General features: G+C 57.4%; 19 protein-coding genes. 17 read left to right on the forward strand and 2 right to left on the reverse strand.

The window, feature by feature from the left end:
• Nucleotides 1–120: 120 nt before the first annotated feature.
• The 17 genes from C8273_RS05750 to C8273_RS05840 all read left to right on the forward strand — a co-directional run bounded on the left by C8273_RS05750 (nucleotide 121) and on the right by C8273_RS05840 (nucleotide 16464).
• Nucleotides 121–1443, forward strand: a complete 1323-nt coding sequence (locus C8273_RS05750; RefSeq protein ID WP_106626781.1) for a dicarboxylate/amino acid:cation symporter — start codon at nucleotides 121–123, stop codon at nucleotides 1441–1443.
• Between the two features lie 275 nt (nucleotides 1444–1718).
• Nucleotides 1719–2435, forward strand: coding sequence for an NYN domain-containing protein (locus C8273_RS05760; RefSeq protein ID WP_106626782.1), 717 nt, complete (start codon nucleotides 1719–1721; stop codon nucleotides 2433–2435).
• A gap of 100 nt (nucleotides 2436–2535) precedes the next feature.
• Nucleotides 2536–3009 (forward strand): hypothetical protein, encoded by a 474-nt coding sequence (locus C8273_RS05765; RefSeq protein WP_106626783.1) that lies wholly within the window; start codon nucleotides 2536–2538, stop codon nucleotides 3007–3009.
• A 78-nt stretch (nucleotides 3010–3087) separates the two neighbouring features.
• Complete coding sequence (locus C8273_RS05770) at nucleotides 3088–3717, forward strand: hypothetical protein (RefSeq protein ID WP_106626784.1); 630 nt, start codon at nucleotides 3088–3090, stop codon at nucleotides 3715–3717.
• A gap of 337 nt (nucleotides 3718–4054) precedes the next feature.
• Nucleotides 4055–4414 carry a YkvA family protein gene (locus C8273_RS05780; protein ID WP_106626785.1) on the forward strand — a complete coding sequence of 120 codons (360 nt, stop codon included), beginning with the start codon at nucleotides 4055–4057 and terminating at the stop codon, nucleotides 4412–4414.
• Nucleotides 4411–6549, forward strand: coding sequence for a DNA topoisomerase III (locus C8273_RS05785; protein ID WP_106626786.1), 2139 nt, complete (start codon nucleotides 4411–4413; stop codon nucleotides 6547–6549). The genes C8273_RS05780 and C8273_RS05785 overlap by 4 nt, the downstream gene beginning before the upstream one ends.
• 186 nt (nucleotides 6550–6735) lie before the next feature.
• Complete coding sequence (locus C8273_RS05790) at nucleotides 6736–7836, forward strand: DEAD/DEAH box helicase (protein WP_106626787.1); 1101 nt, start codon at nucleotides 6736–6738, stop codon at nucleotides 7834–7836.
• 44 nt (nucleotides 7837–7880) lie between these two features.
• A complete protein-coding gene (locus C8273_RS05795; protein ID WP_106626788.1) occupies nucleotides 7881–9224 on the forward strand; it encodes a hemolysin family protein in 1344 nt (447 codons plus the stop codon).
• A gap of 2 nt (nucleotides 9225–9226) precedes the next feature.
• Nucleotides 9227–9478 (forward strand): hypothetical protein, encoded by a 252-nt coding sequence (locus tag C8273_RS05800; protein ID WP_106626789.1) that lies wholly within the window; start codon nucleotides 9227–9229, stop codon nucleotides 9476–9478.
• On the forward strand, nucleotides 9478–9690 hold the full coding sequence (gene secG, locus C8273_RS05805) for a preprotein translocase subunit SecG (RefSeq protein ID WP_006693319.1): 213 nt from the start codon (nucleotides 9478–9480) through the stop codon (nucleotides 9688–9690). The genes C8273_RS05800 and secG overlap by 1 nt, the downstream gene beginning before the upstream one ends.
• An 86-nt stretch (nucleotides 9691–9776) precedes the next feature.
• Nucleotides 9777–10532 (forward strand): alpha/beta hydrolase, encoded by a 756-nt coding sequence (locus C8273_RS05810; RefSeq protein ID WP_106626790.1) that lies wholly within the window; start codon nucleotides 9777–9779, stop codon nucleotides 10530–10532.
• Between the two features lie 21 nt (nucleotides 10533–10553).
• On the forward strand, nucleotides 10554–13223 hold the full coding sequence (gene rnr / locus C8273_RS05815) for a ribonuclease R (RefSeq protein ID WP_106626791.1): 2670 nt from the start codon (nucleotides 10554–10556) through the stop codon (nucleotides 13221–13223).
• The gene (locus C8273_RS13120) at nucleotides 13220–13369 is read left to right on the forward strand and encodes a secretion protein HlyD (RefSeq protein WP_106626792.1); all 150 of its coding nucleotides are present in this window, start codon (nucleotides 13220–13222) and stop codon (nucleotides 13367–13369) included. The genes rnr and C8273_RS13120 overlap by 4 nt, the downstream gene beginning before the upstream one ends.
• A gap of 40 nt (nucleotides 13370–13409) precedes the next feature.
• Nucleotides 13410–13883: an SsrA-binding protein SmpB gene (smpB, locus tag C8273_RS05825; protein ID WP_106626793.1), complete on the forward strand. Its 474-nt coding sequence runs from the start codon at nucleotides 13410–13412 to the stop codon at nucleotides 13881–13883.
• Between the two features lie 12 nt (nucleotides 13884–13895).
• Entirely contained in the window at nucleotides 13896–15254 is a 1359-nt protein-coding gene (locus tag C8273_RS05830; protein ID WP_106626794.1) for an amino acid permease, read from the forward strand.
• Nucleotides 15255–15442: 188 nt separating this feature from the next.
• Entirely contained in the window at nucleotides 15443–16090 is a 648-nt protein-coding gene (locus C8273_RS05835; protein ID WP_106626795.1) for a zinc ribbon domain-containing protein, read from the forward strand.
• Nucleotides 16090–16464, forward strand: a complete 375-nt coding sequence (locus tag C8273_RS05840; protein ID WP_106626796.1) for a DUF488 domain-containing protein — start codon at nucleotides 16090–16092, stop codon at nucleotides 16462–16464. The genes C8273_RS05835 and C8273_RS05840 overlap by 1 nt, the downstream gene beginning before the upstream one ends.
• Nucleotides 16465–16542: 78 nt before the next feature.
• On the opposite strand, the gene C8273_RS05845 is transcribed toward C8273_RS05840, so the two are convergent.
• Nucleotides 16543–18054 carry a Na+/H+ antiporter NhaC family protein gene (locus C8273_RS05845; RefSeq protein ID WP_106626797.1) on the reverse strand — a complete coding sequence of 504 codons (1512 nt, stop codon included), beginning with the start codon at nucleotides 18052–18054 and terminating at the stop codon, nucleotides 16543–16545.
• Between the two features lie 117 nt (nucleotides 18055–18171).
• Nucleotides 18172–18729 carry a winged helix-turn-helix domain-containing protein gene (locus C8273_RS13125; RefSeq protein WP_234343868.1) on the reverse strand — a complete coding sequence of 186 codons (558 nt, stop codon included), beginning with the start codon at nucleotides 18727–18729 and terminating at the stop codon, nucleotides 18172–18174.
• Between the last annotated feature and the right edge of the window lie 410 nt (nucleotides 18730–19139).

Genomic DNA, 19139 nt, shown 5'->3' on the forward strand with positions numbered 1-19139 from the left:
TCCTGAGGTCTGGGCTGCCGTGAAGATTTTCACGGCAGTTTTTCTTGACATTTTATTAACATAGCAATATAATATGCAAACAATGTTTTATATGGGATTTGGATTTGGGAGGAGTTATATATGGCAGATCAAAAGAACGATGCGCCCGCGCGCGACGAGGTGGAGCTGAAGGCGCAGGCGGCACTCTCAGCAGCGAAGCTGAACAATCAGAAGCGGCAGGTTGTGCTCTGGATCGCAGCTCTCATCGTTGGCGGCGTGCTCGGCTGGGCAAATGTACCCGTACTGAATGAGCTGTTTAACTTTATTGCGACGGTCTTCACGCGGCTGTTCCAGTTCGTTGCCGTACCGACCATTGCGCTTGCCGTCATTACGACGCTTGCGGCACTTGGCACAAAGCGCGACACGGGGCGGATCTTTGCCCATGCCGTCACCTATACGCTGCTTACGACCGTATGTGCGGCGGCGGTGGGACTCGCGCTCTTCCTCTGGCTCGCACCCGCAAATTTGCCGGCAGAGATCGTCGGGGCGGGCGCATCGGATGTCCCGGGGAAACTCGAAGGGCTGTCCTACTACGATCACTTCCTTTCCATTGTACCGAACAATGTGCTTGCACCGTTTGTCTCGGGCAATGTACTCTCCGTCATGCTGGTCGCGGCGGCGGTCGGACTTGGACTTGCCTTTGCACCCAAGACGGAGAATCGTGAGATGCTCCTGAAGGGGATTCACGGCTTGCAGGAGCTGCTCTTTACGCTGATTCGCGGGCTGCTCACGGTGCTGCCCATGGGGATTCTTGCCTTTGCCGCGCAGCTTGCAGCGCAGATCGAGGCGGGGGTCATCATCGGTTCGCTGGGGGTCTACACCGCTGTTGTCATTGGGGGCAATCTGATCCAGTTCTTTGTCGTCATTCCGTTCTTTCTTGCCGTGCGCGGGCTGAATCCCGTGCGCGTCTTCCGCCAGATGGCACCTGCCGTCGCGGTTGCACTCTTTACAAAGAGTTCGGCAGGAACTCTGCCAGTGACACTCGCCTCGGCGGAGCAGCGGCTCGGAGCACATCCGTCCGTCGCGCGCTTCGTCCTGCCGATCTGCACGACGATCAACATGAACGGCTGTGCTGCATTCATCCTTGTGACCTCACTCTATGTCATGCAGAATGCGGGCATGGAGCTGACACTCGGGACGATGGTGAGCTGGCTCTTCATCGCTGTGCTCGCCGCCGTCGGCAATGCGGGCGTACCGATGGGCTGCTATTTCCTGACGCTCTCGCTTATGGCGTCGATTGGTGCGCCGGTAGGACTCATGGGCATCATCCTGCCGATCTACTCCATCATCGACATGATCGAGACGGCGGAGAATGTCTGGTCGGATTCGGCGGTCTGCGCGATCACAGATCATGACCTTGCGGGCACGCTTGAAGATGACGAGGAGCTTGCTCCGGTTCTTTAGGAAGCACTGATAAATTCAGCACTGCCATCTTGATGCATCTGTTTTCGCCCTGCCTGTGCCCTAGAATCCTCCACATAGCCTTTGCTATGCGTCCGGTTTGTCTCCTTGGCAGGACAAAAAATCTGCACCAATCTGACAGACTTCATTTTATCAGTGATTCCTTTAAAAGACAAAGAACTATTGAATGAAAATCGTTCAATAGTTCTTTTTTATATCCGAAAAGAAGGAATGGAGGATAGAGAAAGAGAATAAAGATAGTAGAGCGTGTTCCGGTCATGCAGGAGGGCAAGTTTCTCCTGTCACAGAGGAGAGCCGTTGTGAGAATACATGTATTTGTGGATGCAGAGAATATCACGGAGAAACTCTTCGTAAAAGCCTGTAGAGAACTCCAAAGGGAACATGAACTTTTTCGCATTGATGTATTTGGTAAGACGGATCCCGGATGGGAGGGCAGCTATTATTTCATCCCATGCTTTTTTGGCAAGAACAGTGCCGACACCTTTATGACGGCGGCGATTGTCCGCGCTGTGTATGAGGAGCCGGATACGGACATCTTTGCCATTCTCTCCCATGATCGGGATTTTATTCCTGCCATCAAGGCGATTACAGATAATAAGCGCCGTGCGATGATCGTGACCGAACGCGGTATGCAGGAGGCACATCTGAGGCATCTCGCCGTTGATATGAACTATCTGGATAACGTCGAACTTGATCTCATTCATGTAAAAAATACCGGTCAGCCGCCGCTGTCGCCGAATGAGATCAAACGTATGCAGCAATATGAACTGACGAGCTGCTTCCTGAAAACTGCATCCGGTATTCTTGAAGTTCCGTTTGCAAATGGCATTGATTTACAACTTTTTTCCCGCATCATCCCGATCAAGAAGGTTCGACAGGGGTATGCAAAGAGCAGAAGACTATGGGAAATCCTCGCGGACAGCCATCTCAAGGTGTTGAACAACAAAGTCTATATCGATACGGATAATCTATGAAAAGCCTCTGAAGGATTTTGTTCAGAGGCTTTTCAGCGTATTGCTCTATCATAAGCATAACATTGAGAGTCACAACGGAATTTTTCAAAGGAGCTGTAGTATGTTCAAACACGGCAAGCAGATCGCAGGACTCGTACTTGGTGCTGCCTTGCTCGGCGGTGCAGCTGAGGCGTCCATTCCGCAGGATGCACTTGTTGTCGGGGGCATCGAATACGGTGCATCTGAGTCCTACGTCCGCAGCGTCTACGGTGCGCCGCGCGAGGTGGAGACGAAGTTCCATCCCGTATACACGGGTGGACAGGCGATTGAATGGGAATACGGCAATGGGTTCGACATTACCTTTGTGGACGGTGCGGTTCGTCAGGTCGAGGTTGATAAGCCCAATGGCATACAGACGGCGGAAAATATCGCGGTCGGTACGGATGTAAATGCTCTGATTGCAGCATACGGGCAGCCGGATGCCATACACGGTGACACATACATCTATTTTGTGGATGGGGATTCGTCGATCGGACTTTCCTTTGAGATTGAGCGCAATCGTGTGGATGAGATCAAGATGGGGTTGATCCGCTAAAGAATGCGTATGGCTGATGACGATCTGCGCCTGTATTTGCGGGAATGATTTCGGGGGAGAGAATCGTTGAATATACGGATGTGTGCTGTCTTCGTTGGGATTGCAGTCGCTGCCGGTATCGCAGCAAGTGTCGCCATGGATGTGTACCGTACTGCGGTGACGGCACCGCCTCATGTGGACGGAGGAAAACGGGTTACGATTGCGCGTGATGATGTGGAGAAAACCCTCTCGGCAGATGATGCGGCGAAGCGTGAGGCAGAGGTGCTGCGTCAGCATCGTGCGGAGGAGCAGAAGTCCGCAGCGCGCATCATGCGTGACGCGCTCGTGCTCGGGGATATCGCGTACGGCGCCACGGAGGCTGATGTGCGTGCACTCTATGGCGCACCCTTCGAGACAGAGGCGGAGCACTCCATGCGCTATGCCGGAAAACAGGTGGTCGAGTACGAATACACGGACAGTTTGTCGCTGGACTTCGTGGACGGACTCGTGCGGCTCGTCAAAATATCGGAGCGCAGCTCGCTTGCCTCGGGCAAGGGCGTCCGCATCGGAACCCCCGTGGAGGAGCTGCGGCGTGTATACGGTGAGCCGAGCATGGTCTATGGGGAGGATTATATCTACTTTTCCGAGGAGGATCCGACCATCGGCTTTGCCTTCGAGATCGAACATGGTCGTGTGGAGGAGATAAAGATGGGGGACTTGGGACTCTGAGTATTTTCCTACGAATGATGCCGCTCATTGTGCTTTGCACGGTGGGCGGTTTTTCGTTCCCCACATAGAAGCATAGGTCATGCAGAGACGATATGGCGTTCACCTTTTATTTGAAAGAGTACGGGTGGAATGGTATACTAAGGAAGCACTGATAAATTCAGCCGCGCCATCTTAGCGCATCTTTTTTGCCCGCACTTCGGCGGAAAATCCTCCACAGAGCACCACTCTGCGTCCGGTTTTCCGCCTTGTTCGGACGAAAAAATCTACGCCAATCTGACGGACTTCATTTTATCAGTGATTCCCTAAATATGATTAGGTGAAATGATCGGAGGTTTCTATGCTGCGATTTCTGGTACTCCTGCGCGCGCTGCGCCGTGATATTGCCGTACTCCTTTTCGCGATGCTGCGGCACGATACACCGCGTGCGGTCAAGTTCTTATTTCCGCTGACGCTTCTCTATCTCGTGAGTCCGATCGACCTCGTTCCTGATACGATTCCCCTGCTTGGCGCAGTTGATGATATGGTGATCCTGCCTGCAGCAACCGAGTTCCTTGTTCGTATGCTGCCCCCACAGGCGCGTGCGGAGGGGGAGCAGAGCGTGGCGCGCTATGGGACGCTCATACTCGTTGTCGCGTCGCTCGTGCTGATCCTCTGGCTCATCCTCCTTGTCTGGGCGCTGTCGAAGGTGTTTGCATGAGGCTTTACATCGCGGAAAAGCCGAGTGTCGGGCGTGCGCTTGCCGCGTGTCTGCCGCAGCCGCACCGCAAGGGGCAGGGGTGGATCGAAACCGGCGGCGGCGTGGTGACGTGGCTGTTCGGTCACGTCCTGCGCCAAGCGGAGCCGGAGGAATACGATCCAAAACTGAAGCGGTGGCGTGCGGAGGATCTGCCGATCCTGCCTGCCGAGTGGCGGCTCGTCGTGAACGAGAGTGCGGCACAGCAGTTTGCCGTAGTAAAGGGGCTGATCGCGCGCGCGGATGAGATCGTACACGGTGGTGATCCCGACCGCGAGGGACAGCTGCTCGTGGATGAGGTGCTCGACTACCTCAAGAACGAAAAGCCTGTGCGGCGCATCCTCATCAATGCGCTCGACGACAAGAGTATCCACGATGCGCTCGGCGACCTGCGCGACAATCGGGATTTTCTTCCCTTGAAGCTGTCGGCACTGGCGCGGGCGCGTGCGGACTGGCTCATCGGGATGAATCTCTCGCGTGCCTATACGCTTGCGGCACGGCGTGCGGGGCATGATCGGCTCGTGCTTCCCATCGGGCGGGTCAAGACGCCGACGCTCGCGCTTGTCGTGCGCCGTGAGCGAGAAATTGAGAACTTTAAACCCGCGACCTACTACCTCCTCGATGCGACATTCCGTCATGCAAAGTCGGGTGAATCGTTTCGTGCACGATGGAAGCCGTCGGAGGAGCGTACACCGCTCGATCCCGAGGGACGGCTTGTGGACGAGAATGCGGCACGCTCGGCGCTTGCATCGTTTGGCGCGGAGCCGCAGGATGCGAAGGTAACGCGCTACGAGCGCAAGAAGAAGGAGGAGCCGCCGCCGCTCCCGTTTTCGCTGTCGGCGCTTCAGGTGCTTGCGGGCAAGCGGTACGGCTACGAGCCGCAGCAGGTACTCGATACGGCGCAGAAACTTTACGAGGAAAAGCTTACGAGCTATCCGCGCTCGGATGCAGAGTATCTGCCCGTGAGTCAGCATAAGGATGCGGCGAAGATCCTCGGCAATCTCGCTGCACTTGATGGGGCGGAACTCGGGGCGTGGGCAAAGGCAGCCGATGCGAAGCAGAAGTCGCGCGCGTGGAACGATGCGAAGATCTCGGCGCATCACGCGATTATTCCGACGACAGTCCCCGTGAATCTCGCACGTCTCAGTGCCGTGGAGAAAAATATCTACGAGCTGATCGCACGCGCCTACATTGCACAGTTCTACCCGAACTACGTCTACGACCAGACGAAGGTGGAGGTCACGTATCACGGTGAACTGTTCACGGCGAGCGGACGCACAGAGCGTGCGGCGGGGTGGCGCGCGCTGTACCGCACGGGAAAGAGCGAGGCGGAAGATGCGGAGAAGGAGGACGAGGAGAGCGCCGTCCTGCCCCCAATGAAGAAGGGGGATGCGGCGGACTACGTGTCGGCGGATCTCGGCACGCGGCAGACGAAGCCGCCCTCTCGCTTTACGCCCGCGACCCTCCTGCAGGGCATGAAGGAAATCCATAAATACGTGAAGGACGAGGCGGCAAAGAAGATGCTGCGCGATGTCTCCGGCATTGGCACCGAGGCGACGCGTGCAAGCATCATCGAGGATCTGATCCGCCGCAAATTTCTCCATGCGGCGGGCAAGAAAAAGGTGTTGACGCCGACAGCAGAGGCATACCTTCTGATTGATGCACTCCCCGATACAATGACCTACCCCGATGCGACGGCGATCTGGGAGGATCGCCTGCATTCGATGGCGCAGGGGGAGGGGACGCCCGAAGAGTTCCTTGCGGGACAGGCGGCATTTGCACGCGATCTCTGCGCTGCGGCACTGACGGCAAAGATTGCGGGCGTGGAGGGCATACGCTGCCCTGCTTGCGGACACGGCATCATGCAGAAGCGCAAGGGAAAGCACGGCGATTTCTGGGGCTGCTCCGCATTCCCGCAGTGCCGCATGACGGCGAACGATGTGGGCGGTAGGCCTGACTTTACAGGAAAGCGGATACCGCGCACCGCAGCGGGAGCGATGGTAGAGCGTGTGTCCGAGCCAAGATACGCCCCACGCGGCAGCTATACGCCGACGGCGGATGAACAGGCGGAGATGGATGCGCTGTTTTTTGGTGAATAATGATTGTGTCGTTACAGGCGCCCCTTCCACCGCTTACGCGGTCCCCCTCCCCCGTAGCGACGGGGGAGGCATTTGGAACACAGCGTATTAGCTTCCCCCGCCAAGCGGGGGAAGTGGCGAGCAAGGCGAGCCGATAGGGATGCTTCCTGCGATATGCAGCGAACCTTATTCCAGCAGGAGGAAATTATGGACTTTACATTGCTCGGCGTATCCGAGAACCTCACAACGGCGCTGACAAAGCGCGGCATCACCGCGCCGACGGAGATACAGGAGGCATTGATCCCCGCTGCGCATGCGGGGGAGAATCTGATCGGCGAGGCTCCGACGGGAACGGGCAAGACTCTCGCCTATCTCCTGCCCCTGTTGGCACGCATGGATCCCGCTGTGCGCACGGCACAGGCACTTGTTCTCGCGCCGACGCACGAGCTTGTGATGCAGATCGCCGCCGTCGCGCGCGAACTCGCACAGGCGTCGGAACTCCCCATCGGCGTACAGGCACTCATCGGTGGGGCAAACATCAAGCGGCAGATCGAAGCACTCAAGAAGAAGCCCGCGCTCATCGTCGGCTCTGCACCGCGTGTGCAGGAACTGAACCGCCTCGGCAAGCTGAAGCTCACGGGAATAAAGCTGCTCGTTCTGGACGAGTTCGACCGACTCCTTGGCAAGCAGCATTTGGACGGGGTACGCACCGTGATCCGACTTCTGCCCGCAGATCGTCAGGTGCTCCTTCTCTCGGCGACAGCGGGCACGGCTGCCGTACGGATGGCGCAGGAACTTTTTGCTCCGCGGCTCATCCGTGTGGAGGGGGCGAGTGATACGTATGAAAACTACTATCATATTGTATCGTTTCGTGATAAAATAAAGGCGGTTCAAAAACTGACGCGTCGTCTGCCGATTCGGCGCGGAATCATCTTCGTCGGACGCAGCTTCGACGCGGAGCACGCGCTCGAAAAACTGCGCTTTGAGGGCATCAAGGCGGTCGCTCTCCTAGGACAGGAGCGGCGCGACCAGCGCCGTGCGGCACTTGATGCGATTCGCGCGGGACGTGCGAATCTGCTCATCTCCACCGATCTCGCTGCACGTGGGCTCGACATTGAGGATGTGGACTACGTTGTCCATCTGGATCTGCCGGAAGACGTGCGCACCTATCGTCACCGCGCGGGGCGCACGGCTCGTGCAGGGAAGGCGGGCGCAGTCATTTCGCTCGTGGATGAGAGGGAGATCGACAAATTGAAGGCACTCGCCGCACGCATGGAGATTGAACTCTCCCGCGTGCCGCGCACCTGACCTCGGCGATTGCGTTCACCCATGTTCAAAGGGGGATATCATTCGTGGACATATTGCCCACATTGCTCGACATACTGCTCGTTGTCTTTTTGATCTTCATGAACGGATTTTTCGTCGCGGCGGAGTTCTGCTGCGTGAAGATCCGCACCTCACGCCTTGAAACGTTGATTGCGGAGGGGAGCAGTCGTGCCGGATACGCGAAACAGCTTACGGAACACCTTGACTACTCACTTTCTGTGACGCAGTTCGGCATCACACTTGCTTCACTCGGTCTCGGCTGGGTGGGCGAACCTGCGATTGCGACGCTCATCCTGCCCGTAACGCATGTATTTGGACTGCCCGACGAGGTCGGGCACACGATTGCGCTCGCGGTCGCCTTTACGATCATCACCTCGCTGCACATTGTACTCGGCGAGCTTACGCCAAAATCCATGGCGATTGCAAACGTCGAGGACATTATGCTCGCGATTGCGTTTCCAATGGTGCTCTTCGGCCGCATCATGCGTCCCTTCGTCTGGATCTTGAACACCGTTGCGAACACGATCAGCCGTCGACTCGGCTATGATGTGAAGGGCGAGAATGAGGACGCGCACACGGAGGAGGAGATCCGCCTCCTGATGAAGGAGAGCTATCGGCAGGGGCTGATCAATAGTACAGAGGCGGACTTCGTGGATAATGTCTTCTCGTTCACGGAGCTGAACGCGCGCGAGATCATGATACCGCGCACCGATATGATCTGCCTCTACCTTGACGATACATCCGCCGAGCGCATCAAGACGATTCTGGAGGAGCAGCAGACGCGCTATCCCGTCTGCTACGAGGACAAGGATCACATCATCGGATTTATCCATGTAAAAGATCTTCTGCCGCCGCTCATCCGCGGGGAACGGCTGAATCTGCGTCGCTACATTCGCAAGGCGCTCGTCGTGCCCGAGAGTATGGACGGGAGCGTGCTCCTGCGCACCATGCAGGAGCAGGGATCACAGCTTGCGATTGTGGTGGATGAGTACGGTGGTACAGCGGGGATGGTGACGATCGAGGACATCATTGAACAGATCGTCGGCGATATCCGTGACGAATTCGACGAGGAACGCGAGAGTGTGGAGTGGCGTACGAGTGAGATCTGTTCCGTCGATGCGAAGCTCCTGCTGGAAGAGATCGCCGATCTGCTCGGTGTCCGCATTGAGGACGAGGATGTGGACAGCATCGGCGGCTGGCTCTACGACCAGCTAGGCGAGGCGCCGCGCATTGGGCAGATGGCGGCGCATGGGGGGACGCTTCTCTACGTCGAGGAGGTGGACGGCGTACGCATTACGCGCGTACTTGTCCGTCTGCTGCATACGATCTCGGAGACGCAGGGCGTACTAGTGGCGCACGCGGAGGAGTAGACATGGCTTTTGATCCCGTGCTGTATGATGACGTGATTGCCGCATTTACCGTAGATGCGAATCATCTGCGTGAGATGGCGGCGAAGATTGTAGAGGGGGGACGGGACGCGCTCTTTCGGCGGAGAATGCCGTACGCGTGCGTGCGATTGTCGTGCGCGGGTGAAAAACGCTTGCCACTGCTGCGTCCTCTGTGCTATGATAACGAAATACAAATATTAGTGAAGGAAGTGGCTTTTTCTTGCTCACACTTTTAATGGTACTTGATGCAATCGTTGCGATCATTCTCATCGCTTCGGTGCTCGGACAGGAGGCAAAGTCCGCCGGCATGGGCGGACTTGACGGCGGCGGGGACACGGTGTTCTCGGGCAAGGCACGCGGCATGGATGCTCTGCTCGCGCGCGTGACGATCGTGTTTGCAATCCTGTTCGGCGTCATCACGATTGTGATTGCACGCATGTCGAGTTGATTCTGTAAAAAGGGAAAATCCCTGTTGCCGCCTCAGCGGTGCAGGGATTTTTTCAGGTGAGGAACGAACGGATCGGAGGAATTGTCATGCACCTTGAAGGCGCCGAACCCTTTTTGCTGCCGGGAGGGCGTCATGGCGCCCTTCTCATTCATGGCTTTACGGGACTGCCCGCCGAGCTGCGCCTTATGGGGGCGTATCTGAATGACTGCGGCTTCACTGTGCTTGCCATACGCCTCGCGGGGCACGGGACAACGGTCGAGGATCTGAGCCGCATGGAGCATGAGGACTGGATGGACTCTGTGCGCGACGGCTATGCCATCCTGAGCGGCGTATGTGAGGAGGTTTCCGTCGTCGGGCATTCGATGGGGGCGGTCTTTGCCATGCTGCTCTCCATGGAGGCGGAGATCTCGCACGTCGTGAGTCTCGGCGCTCCCATTATGATTGCGCCGGAGCAGGGGATCGAGCATCTGCCGACGCGCGAGGCGTGCATGGATCGCTATGTGCCGAAAGCGCGGCGCAAGCTTGCGAATGTGCCGCAGGGAGCCAACAATACCTATCGACGCATGCCGCTCGTCTCCATTCACGAGATGATGGACGTTATCGCCATTTTGTGCGATGAGATCGCGCGGGTTACAGCGCCCCTTCTGATCGTACATGGGGCGCGCGACCACACGGCAGATCCGAAGAGTGCGGACTATCTCTATGACAACGTCCGAAGCGCCCGGCGTGAGAAGCTTATCCTGCCGGACGCAGGTCATCTGCTGCCGCTGGACATGGGGGTCAGGGAACGCGTCTTTGCACGTACAGCAGAATTTCTTTCGGACGCTATGGGAGAAGAATAGAAACGGAAAAAAGAGGAAATTATGGAACTGGAACAACTGGATATGCTGAAAGAGCGCGTACACGCCTTTATGCGGGAGGACGCCTATCGCCCGCTGCCAATGGCAGAAGTACGCACGGAACTCGGACTCTCCGAGGAGGAAGAGCCACTGCTTTCATCTGCGCTTGCAGCGCTTGAAACGGAGGGCGCGATCATTCGCAACCGCAGCGGACTCTATGGGCTGCCGAGCCGCATGAATCTCGTGGTGGGGCGTCTCTCCATGTCGCCGAAGGGGTTCGGCTTCATCATCCCCGATGTACGTGCGACGGAGGACGAGTCCGATGTCTTTGTGCCGGGTGCCGCGCTCGCAACTGCCATGCACGGGGATCGCGTCGTGGCGCGTGTCACCCCGTCCGAGACGCCGGGACGCGCACGGGAGGGCGAGATCATCCGCATCCTTGAGCGCGCGAATACGCACATTGTCGGGACGTTTGAGCGCAGCAAGGCGTTTGGATTCGTCACGCCTGACAGCGCGAAGATCGGGCGTGATATCTTTATTTTGAAAAAGGATTTTGGCGGCGCGAAAACGGGCAGCAAGGTCGTCGTCGAGATCACGAAGTGGCCGGAGGAGCGCCGCAGTGCGGAAGGGCGCGTGGTTGAGGTACTCGGCAGGACGGGCGATCCCGGTGTCGATGTGCTCGCCGTGATGCGCGCCTATGATCTTGACGAAAAATTCCCCCCCGCCGTTGCAGAGGCTGCCGCACAATGCCCCAAGGATCCGCTTTCCGCCGAGTACGAGGGGCGGCGGGATCGCCGCGACTTCCCGATTGTCACGATCGACGGGGAGGATACGAAGGATATCGACGATGGTATCTATGCCTATGAGAAGGACGGCGGCTTCTTCCTCGGTGTCTACATTGCCGATGTCAGTCACTACGTCCGCGCGGGCGAGCCGCTCGATGTGGAGGCGGCGCGGCGCGGGACGAGCGTCTACCTCGTCGACCGTGTCATCCCCATGCTGCCGAAGGAACTCTCGAACGGGATTTGCAGCTTGAATGAGGGCGTTGACCGTCTCTCCATGGCGTGTGAGATGGAGATCGGTACGGACGGTGAGGTAAAAAACTATGAGATCGTGCCGTGTGTGATCCATGTCGCACGCCGCCTCACCTATACACTCGTGAACAAGGTGCTTGCAGGCGACGAACCGTTTGTCTCGGACAACGAGGATATCCGACCCATGCTGGAGACGCTGCGCCGACTGCGTGAAGTGCTGCGCGCGAAGCGTCATCGGCGCGGCTCGATTGACTTTGAGCTGCCCGAGATCAAGGTGAAGCTCGATGCAGAGGGTCATCCCGTCGCACTCGTGAAGCGCACAGGCTCCATCGGTGAGTCCATCATCGAGGAGTGCATGCTCATCGCAAACGAGACGGTCGCGCGCCACATGGAGCTGAAGGACGAGCCCTTTGTCTACCGTGTGCACGAGACACCGAATTCTGAGAAGATCGAGCGGTTCCAGAGCCTTCTCGCTGCGCTCGGGCTGCGCCTGAACGTGGGCGAGGACGGCAAGGTACAGCCGCGTGACATACAGGCGGTGCTCGACCGTGTGAAGGGGGCGCCGGAGGAACGCATCATCGGCGCGGTCGCCCTGCGCTCCATGCAGCAGGCGCGTTACTCGACGCAGAGCCTTGGTCATTTCGGTCTTGCCGCACGCTACTATACGCATTTTACCTCACCCATCCGCCGCTATCCCGATCTCCTTGTCCATCGGCTTCTGCGGGAGACGTTCGCCACGGGGCATATAGCGCCGGAGAAGCGGGAACGGCTGCGTGCGGTGCTGCCCGATGCGGCGGAGCACTCCTCCGCGCGTGAGCGCATCGCCATCGAGGCGGAGCGCGAGACGACGGATATGAAGAAGATCGAGTACATGGCGCAGTTCGTCGGCGAGACCTTCGAGGGCGTTGTCAGCGGCGTCACGGCATTCGGCATCTTTGTCGAACTCGAGAACGGCGTCGAGGGACTCGTGCACGTCTCGACAATGGTGAATGACTACTACAGCTACGTCGAGGAGCAGTATGCGATGGTCGGCGAGCGCACGGGCACGCGCTACCGCCTCGGTGATCCCGTGACCATCATCATCACGCGCGCGGACGTGCAGGCGCGGACACTTGACTTCGTGCTGAAGGACAACGGCGTCTATGAGCCAAACATGACAAAGCCCGTGAAAGGTGCGGCAAAGCCCCAGACCTCTGAGGAAAAAAGCACCTCCTCGGGTGGACGCAGCCGTCGCTCACGCAAAAAGAAGGGCGAGCGCAAGGCAGAGCCGATCATCGCAGATGTTGCGGCAACGTCTGCCGAGCGGCGCAAGAAGACACGCGGCGCACACGGGACACACGGCAAACGGGCGCAGGACGGCGAGCGCGCGGCACGCAAGGCAGCCGCGAGCGTCCCCGTAAAACCGCGTGCTGCAGCGTCCAAAGCGGATGGCGGTGATCGTCGTGACCGTGCACGCGGCGGCAGAGGGGCTGATCGCTACGGTGATGAGCGCGAGCCGCGCGACTATCATCGCGTCAAGGTGACGGGGCTCAACAGCGCTGTCTGGCCGGATCCACCGGGGTACCGCGCACAGAGATCGGAGCCGGAGGCAGCAGAGAAGCCACGCCGTGCGCCGCGTCCCGCACGGCGGATGAATCGCAAGGAATCGCCGATAAAATGAAGTCCGTCAGATTGGTGCAGATTTTTTGTCCTGTCAAGGAGACAAACCGGACGCATAGCAGAGACTATGTGGAGGATTTGTCGACAATGACAGGGCGAAAAAGATACGCCAAGATGGCGGTGCTGAATTTATCGGTGCTTCCGTAGAACTGAGGGCGGCACGGGGAACGCCGAGTGAGGAATTTCGATGGGAAAAAAGAACGAAAGCGTTAAGATCGCCTGCGAAAACCGCAAGGCGCGCCACGACTACTTTATCCACGAGACATACGAGGCAGGGCTGGAACTGGTCGGCACAGAGGTCAAGTCCCTGCGTGCAGGGCGCGCAAATCTGCGCGACAGCTATGCCTACATCAAGAACGGGGAGATCTTCCTCGAACACCTGCACATCAGCCCCTACGAACAGGGCAATCAGTTCAACCACGATCCGCTGCGCGTCCGCCGCCTACTCATGCACAAGGCGGAGATCCTAAAACTCTTCGGCAAGACCCGTGAGAAGGGAATGACCCTCGTCCCTTTGAAAATCTACTTCAAGCGCGGACGCGCAAAGCTGGAACTTGCCCTTGCCAGCGGAAAGCACAACTATGACAAGCGGCAGACGCTCAAGGCAAAGGATGCGAAGCGCGAAATGGAGCAGGCACTCAAAAATCATCAACGAGGCTAGACAGGAGAATTTATGCAGGAAAAGGAAGCATCGCCTGCGCTTCGGCGTGGGTTGAAGAACAGACATCTCCAGATGATCGCACTTGGCGGGGCGATTGGGACAGGGCTCTTCTACGGCTCGGCATCTACGATTGCGCTCGCGGGACCTGCCGTCATGCTCGCCTACCTTCTCGGTGGCATCATGATCTTTTTCATCATGCGCATGCTCGGCGAAATGGCGGTCGATGAGCCGGTCTCCGGCTCGTTCAGTCACTATGCGGGCAAATACTGGGGCGCGTTTCCGGGCTTCCTCTCCGGCTGGAATTATTGGTTCAACTATATCATCGTCTCCATGGCGGAGCTTGCGGCGGTCGGCATCTACATGAATTTTTGGCTGCCGGATCTTCCCCAGTGGATTTCGGCGCTCGTATGTCTTACCGTCATCACGGTGCTCAACCTCATCAATGTACGCGCGTACGGTGAGATGGAGTTCTGGATGGCACTCGTGAAGATCACCGCGATTGTCCTCATGATTGGACTCGGCGGCTGGCTGCTCCTCACGGGTGCGCCGTTCCCCGACAACGTCAGCAACCTGTGGGAACACGGAGGATTCCTGCCGAATGGCTGGTGGGGCTTCTTCCTCGGTACCGCCGTCGTCATGTTTTCGTTCGGCGGCATCGAGCTGATCGGTATCACAGCGGGCGAGGCGGAGGATCCTGACCGCACCATTCCACAGGCGATCAATCAGGTGATATGGCGCATTCTGATCTTCTACGTCGGCACAATGGCGGTGCTGATGGCACTCTGGCCGTGGAACGAGGTCGGCATGGAGGCAAGTCCCTTTGTGCAGATCTTCCAAAACGTCGGCATTCCCGCCGCCGCGCACATCCTAAACTTTGTCGTACTCACCGCCGCAATCTCCGTCTACAACTCCGCGATCTACAGCAACAGCCGTATGCTCTATGGTCTCGCGCAGCGGGGAGACGCGCCGCCGGTGCTCAAGAGTCTCTCGGTGCGCGGCGTACCCGTGCTTGGAATTCTCATTTCCTCGGGCATCACGCTCATCGTAGTGTTTCTGAATTACTTCTTCCCGGGGGATGCGTTCCTCTATCTTATTTCGATTGCGATCTGTGCAGCTGTCATCAGCTGGACAACCATTGTCGTGACGCATCTGAAGTTTCGCGGCAAGATGGAGCGTGCGGGAAAACACATCAAATTCCGCGCGCCGCTGTATCCGTGGATCAACTATGTCTGTCTTGTATTCCTCGCGGGCGTTGTATTCATGATGGCGCAGCTTCCGGGGATGCAGCTCGCCGTGCTGATCCTGCCCGCGTGGCTGCTCGTCCTGTGGATTGGCTACCGCACGAAGAAGAAACAGCGGGAAAAAGCATAGCACCCCTGCGCCCCTTGCCTGTGTGGAGAAGTGGGACGCTGGCGATGAAAGAGAAGAAAATAGGGGCTGCTGTGCGAACGACAGAGATTCGTGCAGCAGCCCTTTCGTGTATACACCTTTTTCATTAGACAAAAAAAACCATTTGTGCTATTATATATAATAAAATTTTAACAGTAAGGAGGAATAATATGATTTGCAAGGAGTGTGGCGCAAAAATAGAAAAACTCACGCGTATTTGCCCGCATTGTGGAGAGCGTGCACTCATTGACGATGAACTCGACACGTGGAGTTTTATTGCAGATACGGCAGCGAAGCATCAGCGTGCGATGCCGGCGGAGATTGCGCTGAACGAGCCGGCACCGATTCCGACGGAGCGTGCGGCGCAGCTGGACGGGCTTCAGCGGATGCGGGACTATTTTACGCAGCACAGCAATCTCTATAAGGTCGTCGAGGATCTGAGCTACATCGAGGGGGGACTGCACCGGCCGTCCTTTGTCCTCTGGCTGCTCGTCGGCGGGCTCGCTTCGGCACTTGTCTATCTGCCGCTGTCGCCGTTCCTGCCGCACTTTATATGGGCATACTACTTCGTCCTCTGGGGCGTTGTGACAACGGTTGGCTATCTGCGCGCCGGACGCCGCTATGAGCGACGCAAGGCGGAGTTCGCACTCCTCCGCCGCGATGCGGAGAATGATTTGCGTGCGATGTATAATAACTGCGCGGACTGCTTCCTACCTCTGGCATGGACGCCGCCGCCGCGCATCATTCGTATGTTGGATGCTATGCGTACGGATGAGACTGTTTCCGTGCGTATGTATATGGAACGGGAGGCAGGATGATGGCGGCTGAAATCCGGATCAAGCGCATCTACGAAGCTGCAGACGCTGCCGACGGCTTTCGCGTGCTCGTCGATCGGCTTTGGCCGCGCGGTATCTCCAAGGAGCGTGCAGCACTTGCCGATTGGTGGAAGGACATCGCTCCCTCACCCGAGCTGCGGACGTGGTTCGGACACAAGGCGGAGCGTTTTGCGGAGTTTGCCGAGAAATACCGCGCGGAGCTCTCGACCGGTACAGCCGCACCGACGCACATGGTGACGGTGAGCGAACACCTTGCAGCCGGAGAGAATGTCACTCTGCTCTATGGGGCAAAGGATTCCAAGATCAACCAAGCAGTTGTCCTGCGTGACTGGATGTACGCAATGATGGATAAGTAAAGGAATTTTTGAACAAAGAAAAAGAACCGCCAATGGGGGGATATCCCGTTGGCGGTTCTTTGTTTGTATGCTGATAAACTATCTCTCCGCCGAGCTCACGCGCGATGATATCACGATCATGAAGATGGCGAGGGTGGCAATGCCGACACCGAGACCGATGTAGCCGTTTCCTGTGAATCCATCGGCGATGTAGCCGATGAGGGAACAGGCAGCGACGACACCGACGTAGGGGAGCTGTGTCGAGACGTGGTCGAGGTGGTGGCACTGTGCGCCCGCCGAAGCGAGGATGGTCGTATCGGAGATGGGAGAGGCGTGGTCGCCGCAGACGGCACCCGAAAGGATGGCGGCGACGGAAACGACGAGGATGTCAGGTGCCGTCTGACCGAGCACCGCAATCGCAATCGGGATGAGGATGCCGAACGTGCCCCAGCTCGTGCCGGTGGCAAAGGCAAGCCCTGCGGCGACGAGAAAGAAGAGCGGCGGCAGGAACATGACGACCCCCGCATTTGCAGCGACGACAGCGCCGACGAAACCGCCGAGGTTGAGATACTCCTTGCTGCAGATCCCTGAGAGTGTCCACGCGAGGCAGAGAATGAAGATGGCAGGGGTCATCGCCTTAAAGCCCCAACCAAAGCTGTCACAGAAGACATTGAAGGAAACAACGCGGCGCGGGAGGTAGAGCAGTCCCGTAAAGACAAAGGCAATGAAGGAGCCGAGTACGAGCGACTTCGACGAGTCGCAGTTCGCAAAGGCATCGGCGATGCTCGCGCCGTCATGGATGCCGCCCGTATAGAGCATGCCGTAGATACATGCGCCGATGAGGACGAGGAGGGGGAGCATGAGGTCGAGCATCTTGCCGCGCCCCTCACTCGCTGCGCTTGCGGATGCCTCCGCCGTATCCTGATACTCCTTCGGGATTTCAAAATCGGTGTTGGATCTCCGGACACTCCGGCGCATCGCACCAAAGTCGCGCCCCGTCCATATAATGAAGAGCATGAAGAGAATCGTCAGCCATGCGTAAAGATTGAATGGAATGGTCTGCAAAAACAGCATAAAGCCGTCAATCTGTGTATCCTCCGGCAGGGAAGAGCCAACCGCCGCCGCCCAGCTGGAGACGGGGGCGATGATGCAGATGGGGGCTGCCGTAGCGTCGATGATGTAGGCGAGCTTTGTCCGCGCAATCCGGAACTTATCCGTGACGGGGCGCATGACCGTGCCGACCGTGAGGCAGTTGAAGTAGTCGTCGATGAAAATAACGATGCCGAGCAGCACAGTGACAAGGGAGGCACTGCGCTTCCCCTTGATTGTGCGCGTTGCCCACTCGCCGTATGCGTTCATTGCACCCGAGCGCGTGATGGCGGCAACGAGGATGCCAAGGATGACGAGGAAGACGAGGATGTTGACATTGCTGCCAACCTTGTCCGCCATGACCTGAAACATCGTAAGCGTTGCCTGCAAGAAATTCCCGCCCGCGAAGAGCATTGCGCCCGAGAAAATGCCGATGATGAGCGACATATAGACTTCCTTCGTCCAGAGCGCGAGAACGATGGTGATAATCGGCGGCAGAATCGACCATGCGGTTGCTGTCATGAGTTAGATACACTCCCTTTGATGTTTTCTAAAAACTGCTTTCCATTATAGCAAAAATCTGGGATTTGGCAAAAGGTTCGGATGAAAAAATGCAATTTCTTCACGCGGGCTTCACTCCTATGTATCGCTGTTAAAGCGGTAGCCTGCGCCCCAAACGGTTTCAATCCATCGCGGGTTGGACGGATCGGGCTCGATCTTTTCACGCAGACGGTTTATGTGGACGGCGACGGTGGAGGTGCTGCCAAGGGCATCCAAGGACCAGACGCGGTCATAGAGCGTTTCCTTGTTGAAGACGATCTGTGGATTCTGTGCGAGAAAGAGGAGCAGTTCAAACTCGCGTGTGGCGAGGCGCACCTCACGTCCCGCGACAAAGACGCGATGTGTCTGTGGCTGTATTTCAAGATCGCCGCGTTGGATGGCTGCGGCTGCTGTGCGCATTTCCTCAAGAGGGGTGAGAATTTGTGTTGAGAGGAGACGTGCGAGATAGCGGCCAAGGAGCAGGATGCCGGTCGAGGCGATGAGAATGAGCAGCATGAGGGCGGCATTCAGGATGAACTCGCGCAGGTCATGCGGGATCATCGGTGCCTCTCTGCGCCCCATCATGGGGACGGAGCCCGCGCCCATGATGACAGTGCCGCTGCGCAGCCCCTCGAAGCGGAAGAAGATTCCCTCCATACTTCATTTTATCAGCGATTCCTTAACGACAGGTCGCGCAGCTGCATTGCGGCACCTCTCTTTCATGGGCAAAACATCTCTGCCATTATACCCCATTTGTGTCAAAAAATCTGTGCACAGGGAGGAATTTCAAAAAAGTTATTTTGCTGTTTACCCAATGCGCCGTAAAGCCCCGCCCTTTAGGGCTGGGGATATAAGACGCGTCCGCCGAATTTGCGCAAGCATTTGAAGGCGGACAAATGTTTTTCGTTTCTTCTTGTATTATGTTATACTTTGTTATATGATACAAACTTACATGCCTAAGGGCACCATCATAAATGAAAAGTTTAGATTCATAGCGGCAATCCGTATGCTATAATTGAATAGACGGTATAAGACCGGTTCTTTTTTGAGCCTAGAGCCCGTGATAC

This window comes from Candidatus Centipeda massiliensis, from assembly GCF_900290285.1.
GTDB lineage: Bacteria > Bacillota > Negativicutes > Selenomonadales > Selenomonadaceae > Centipeda > Centipeda massiliensis.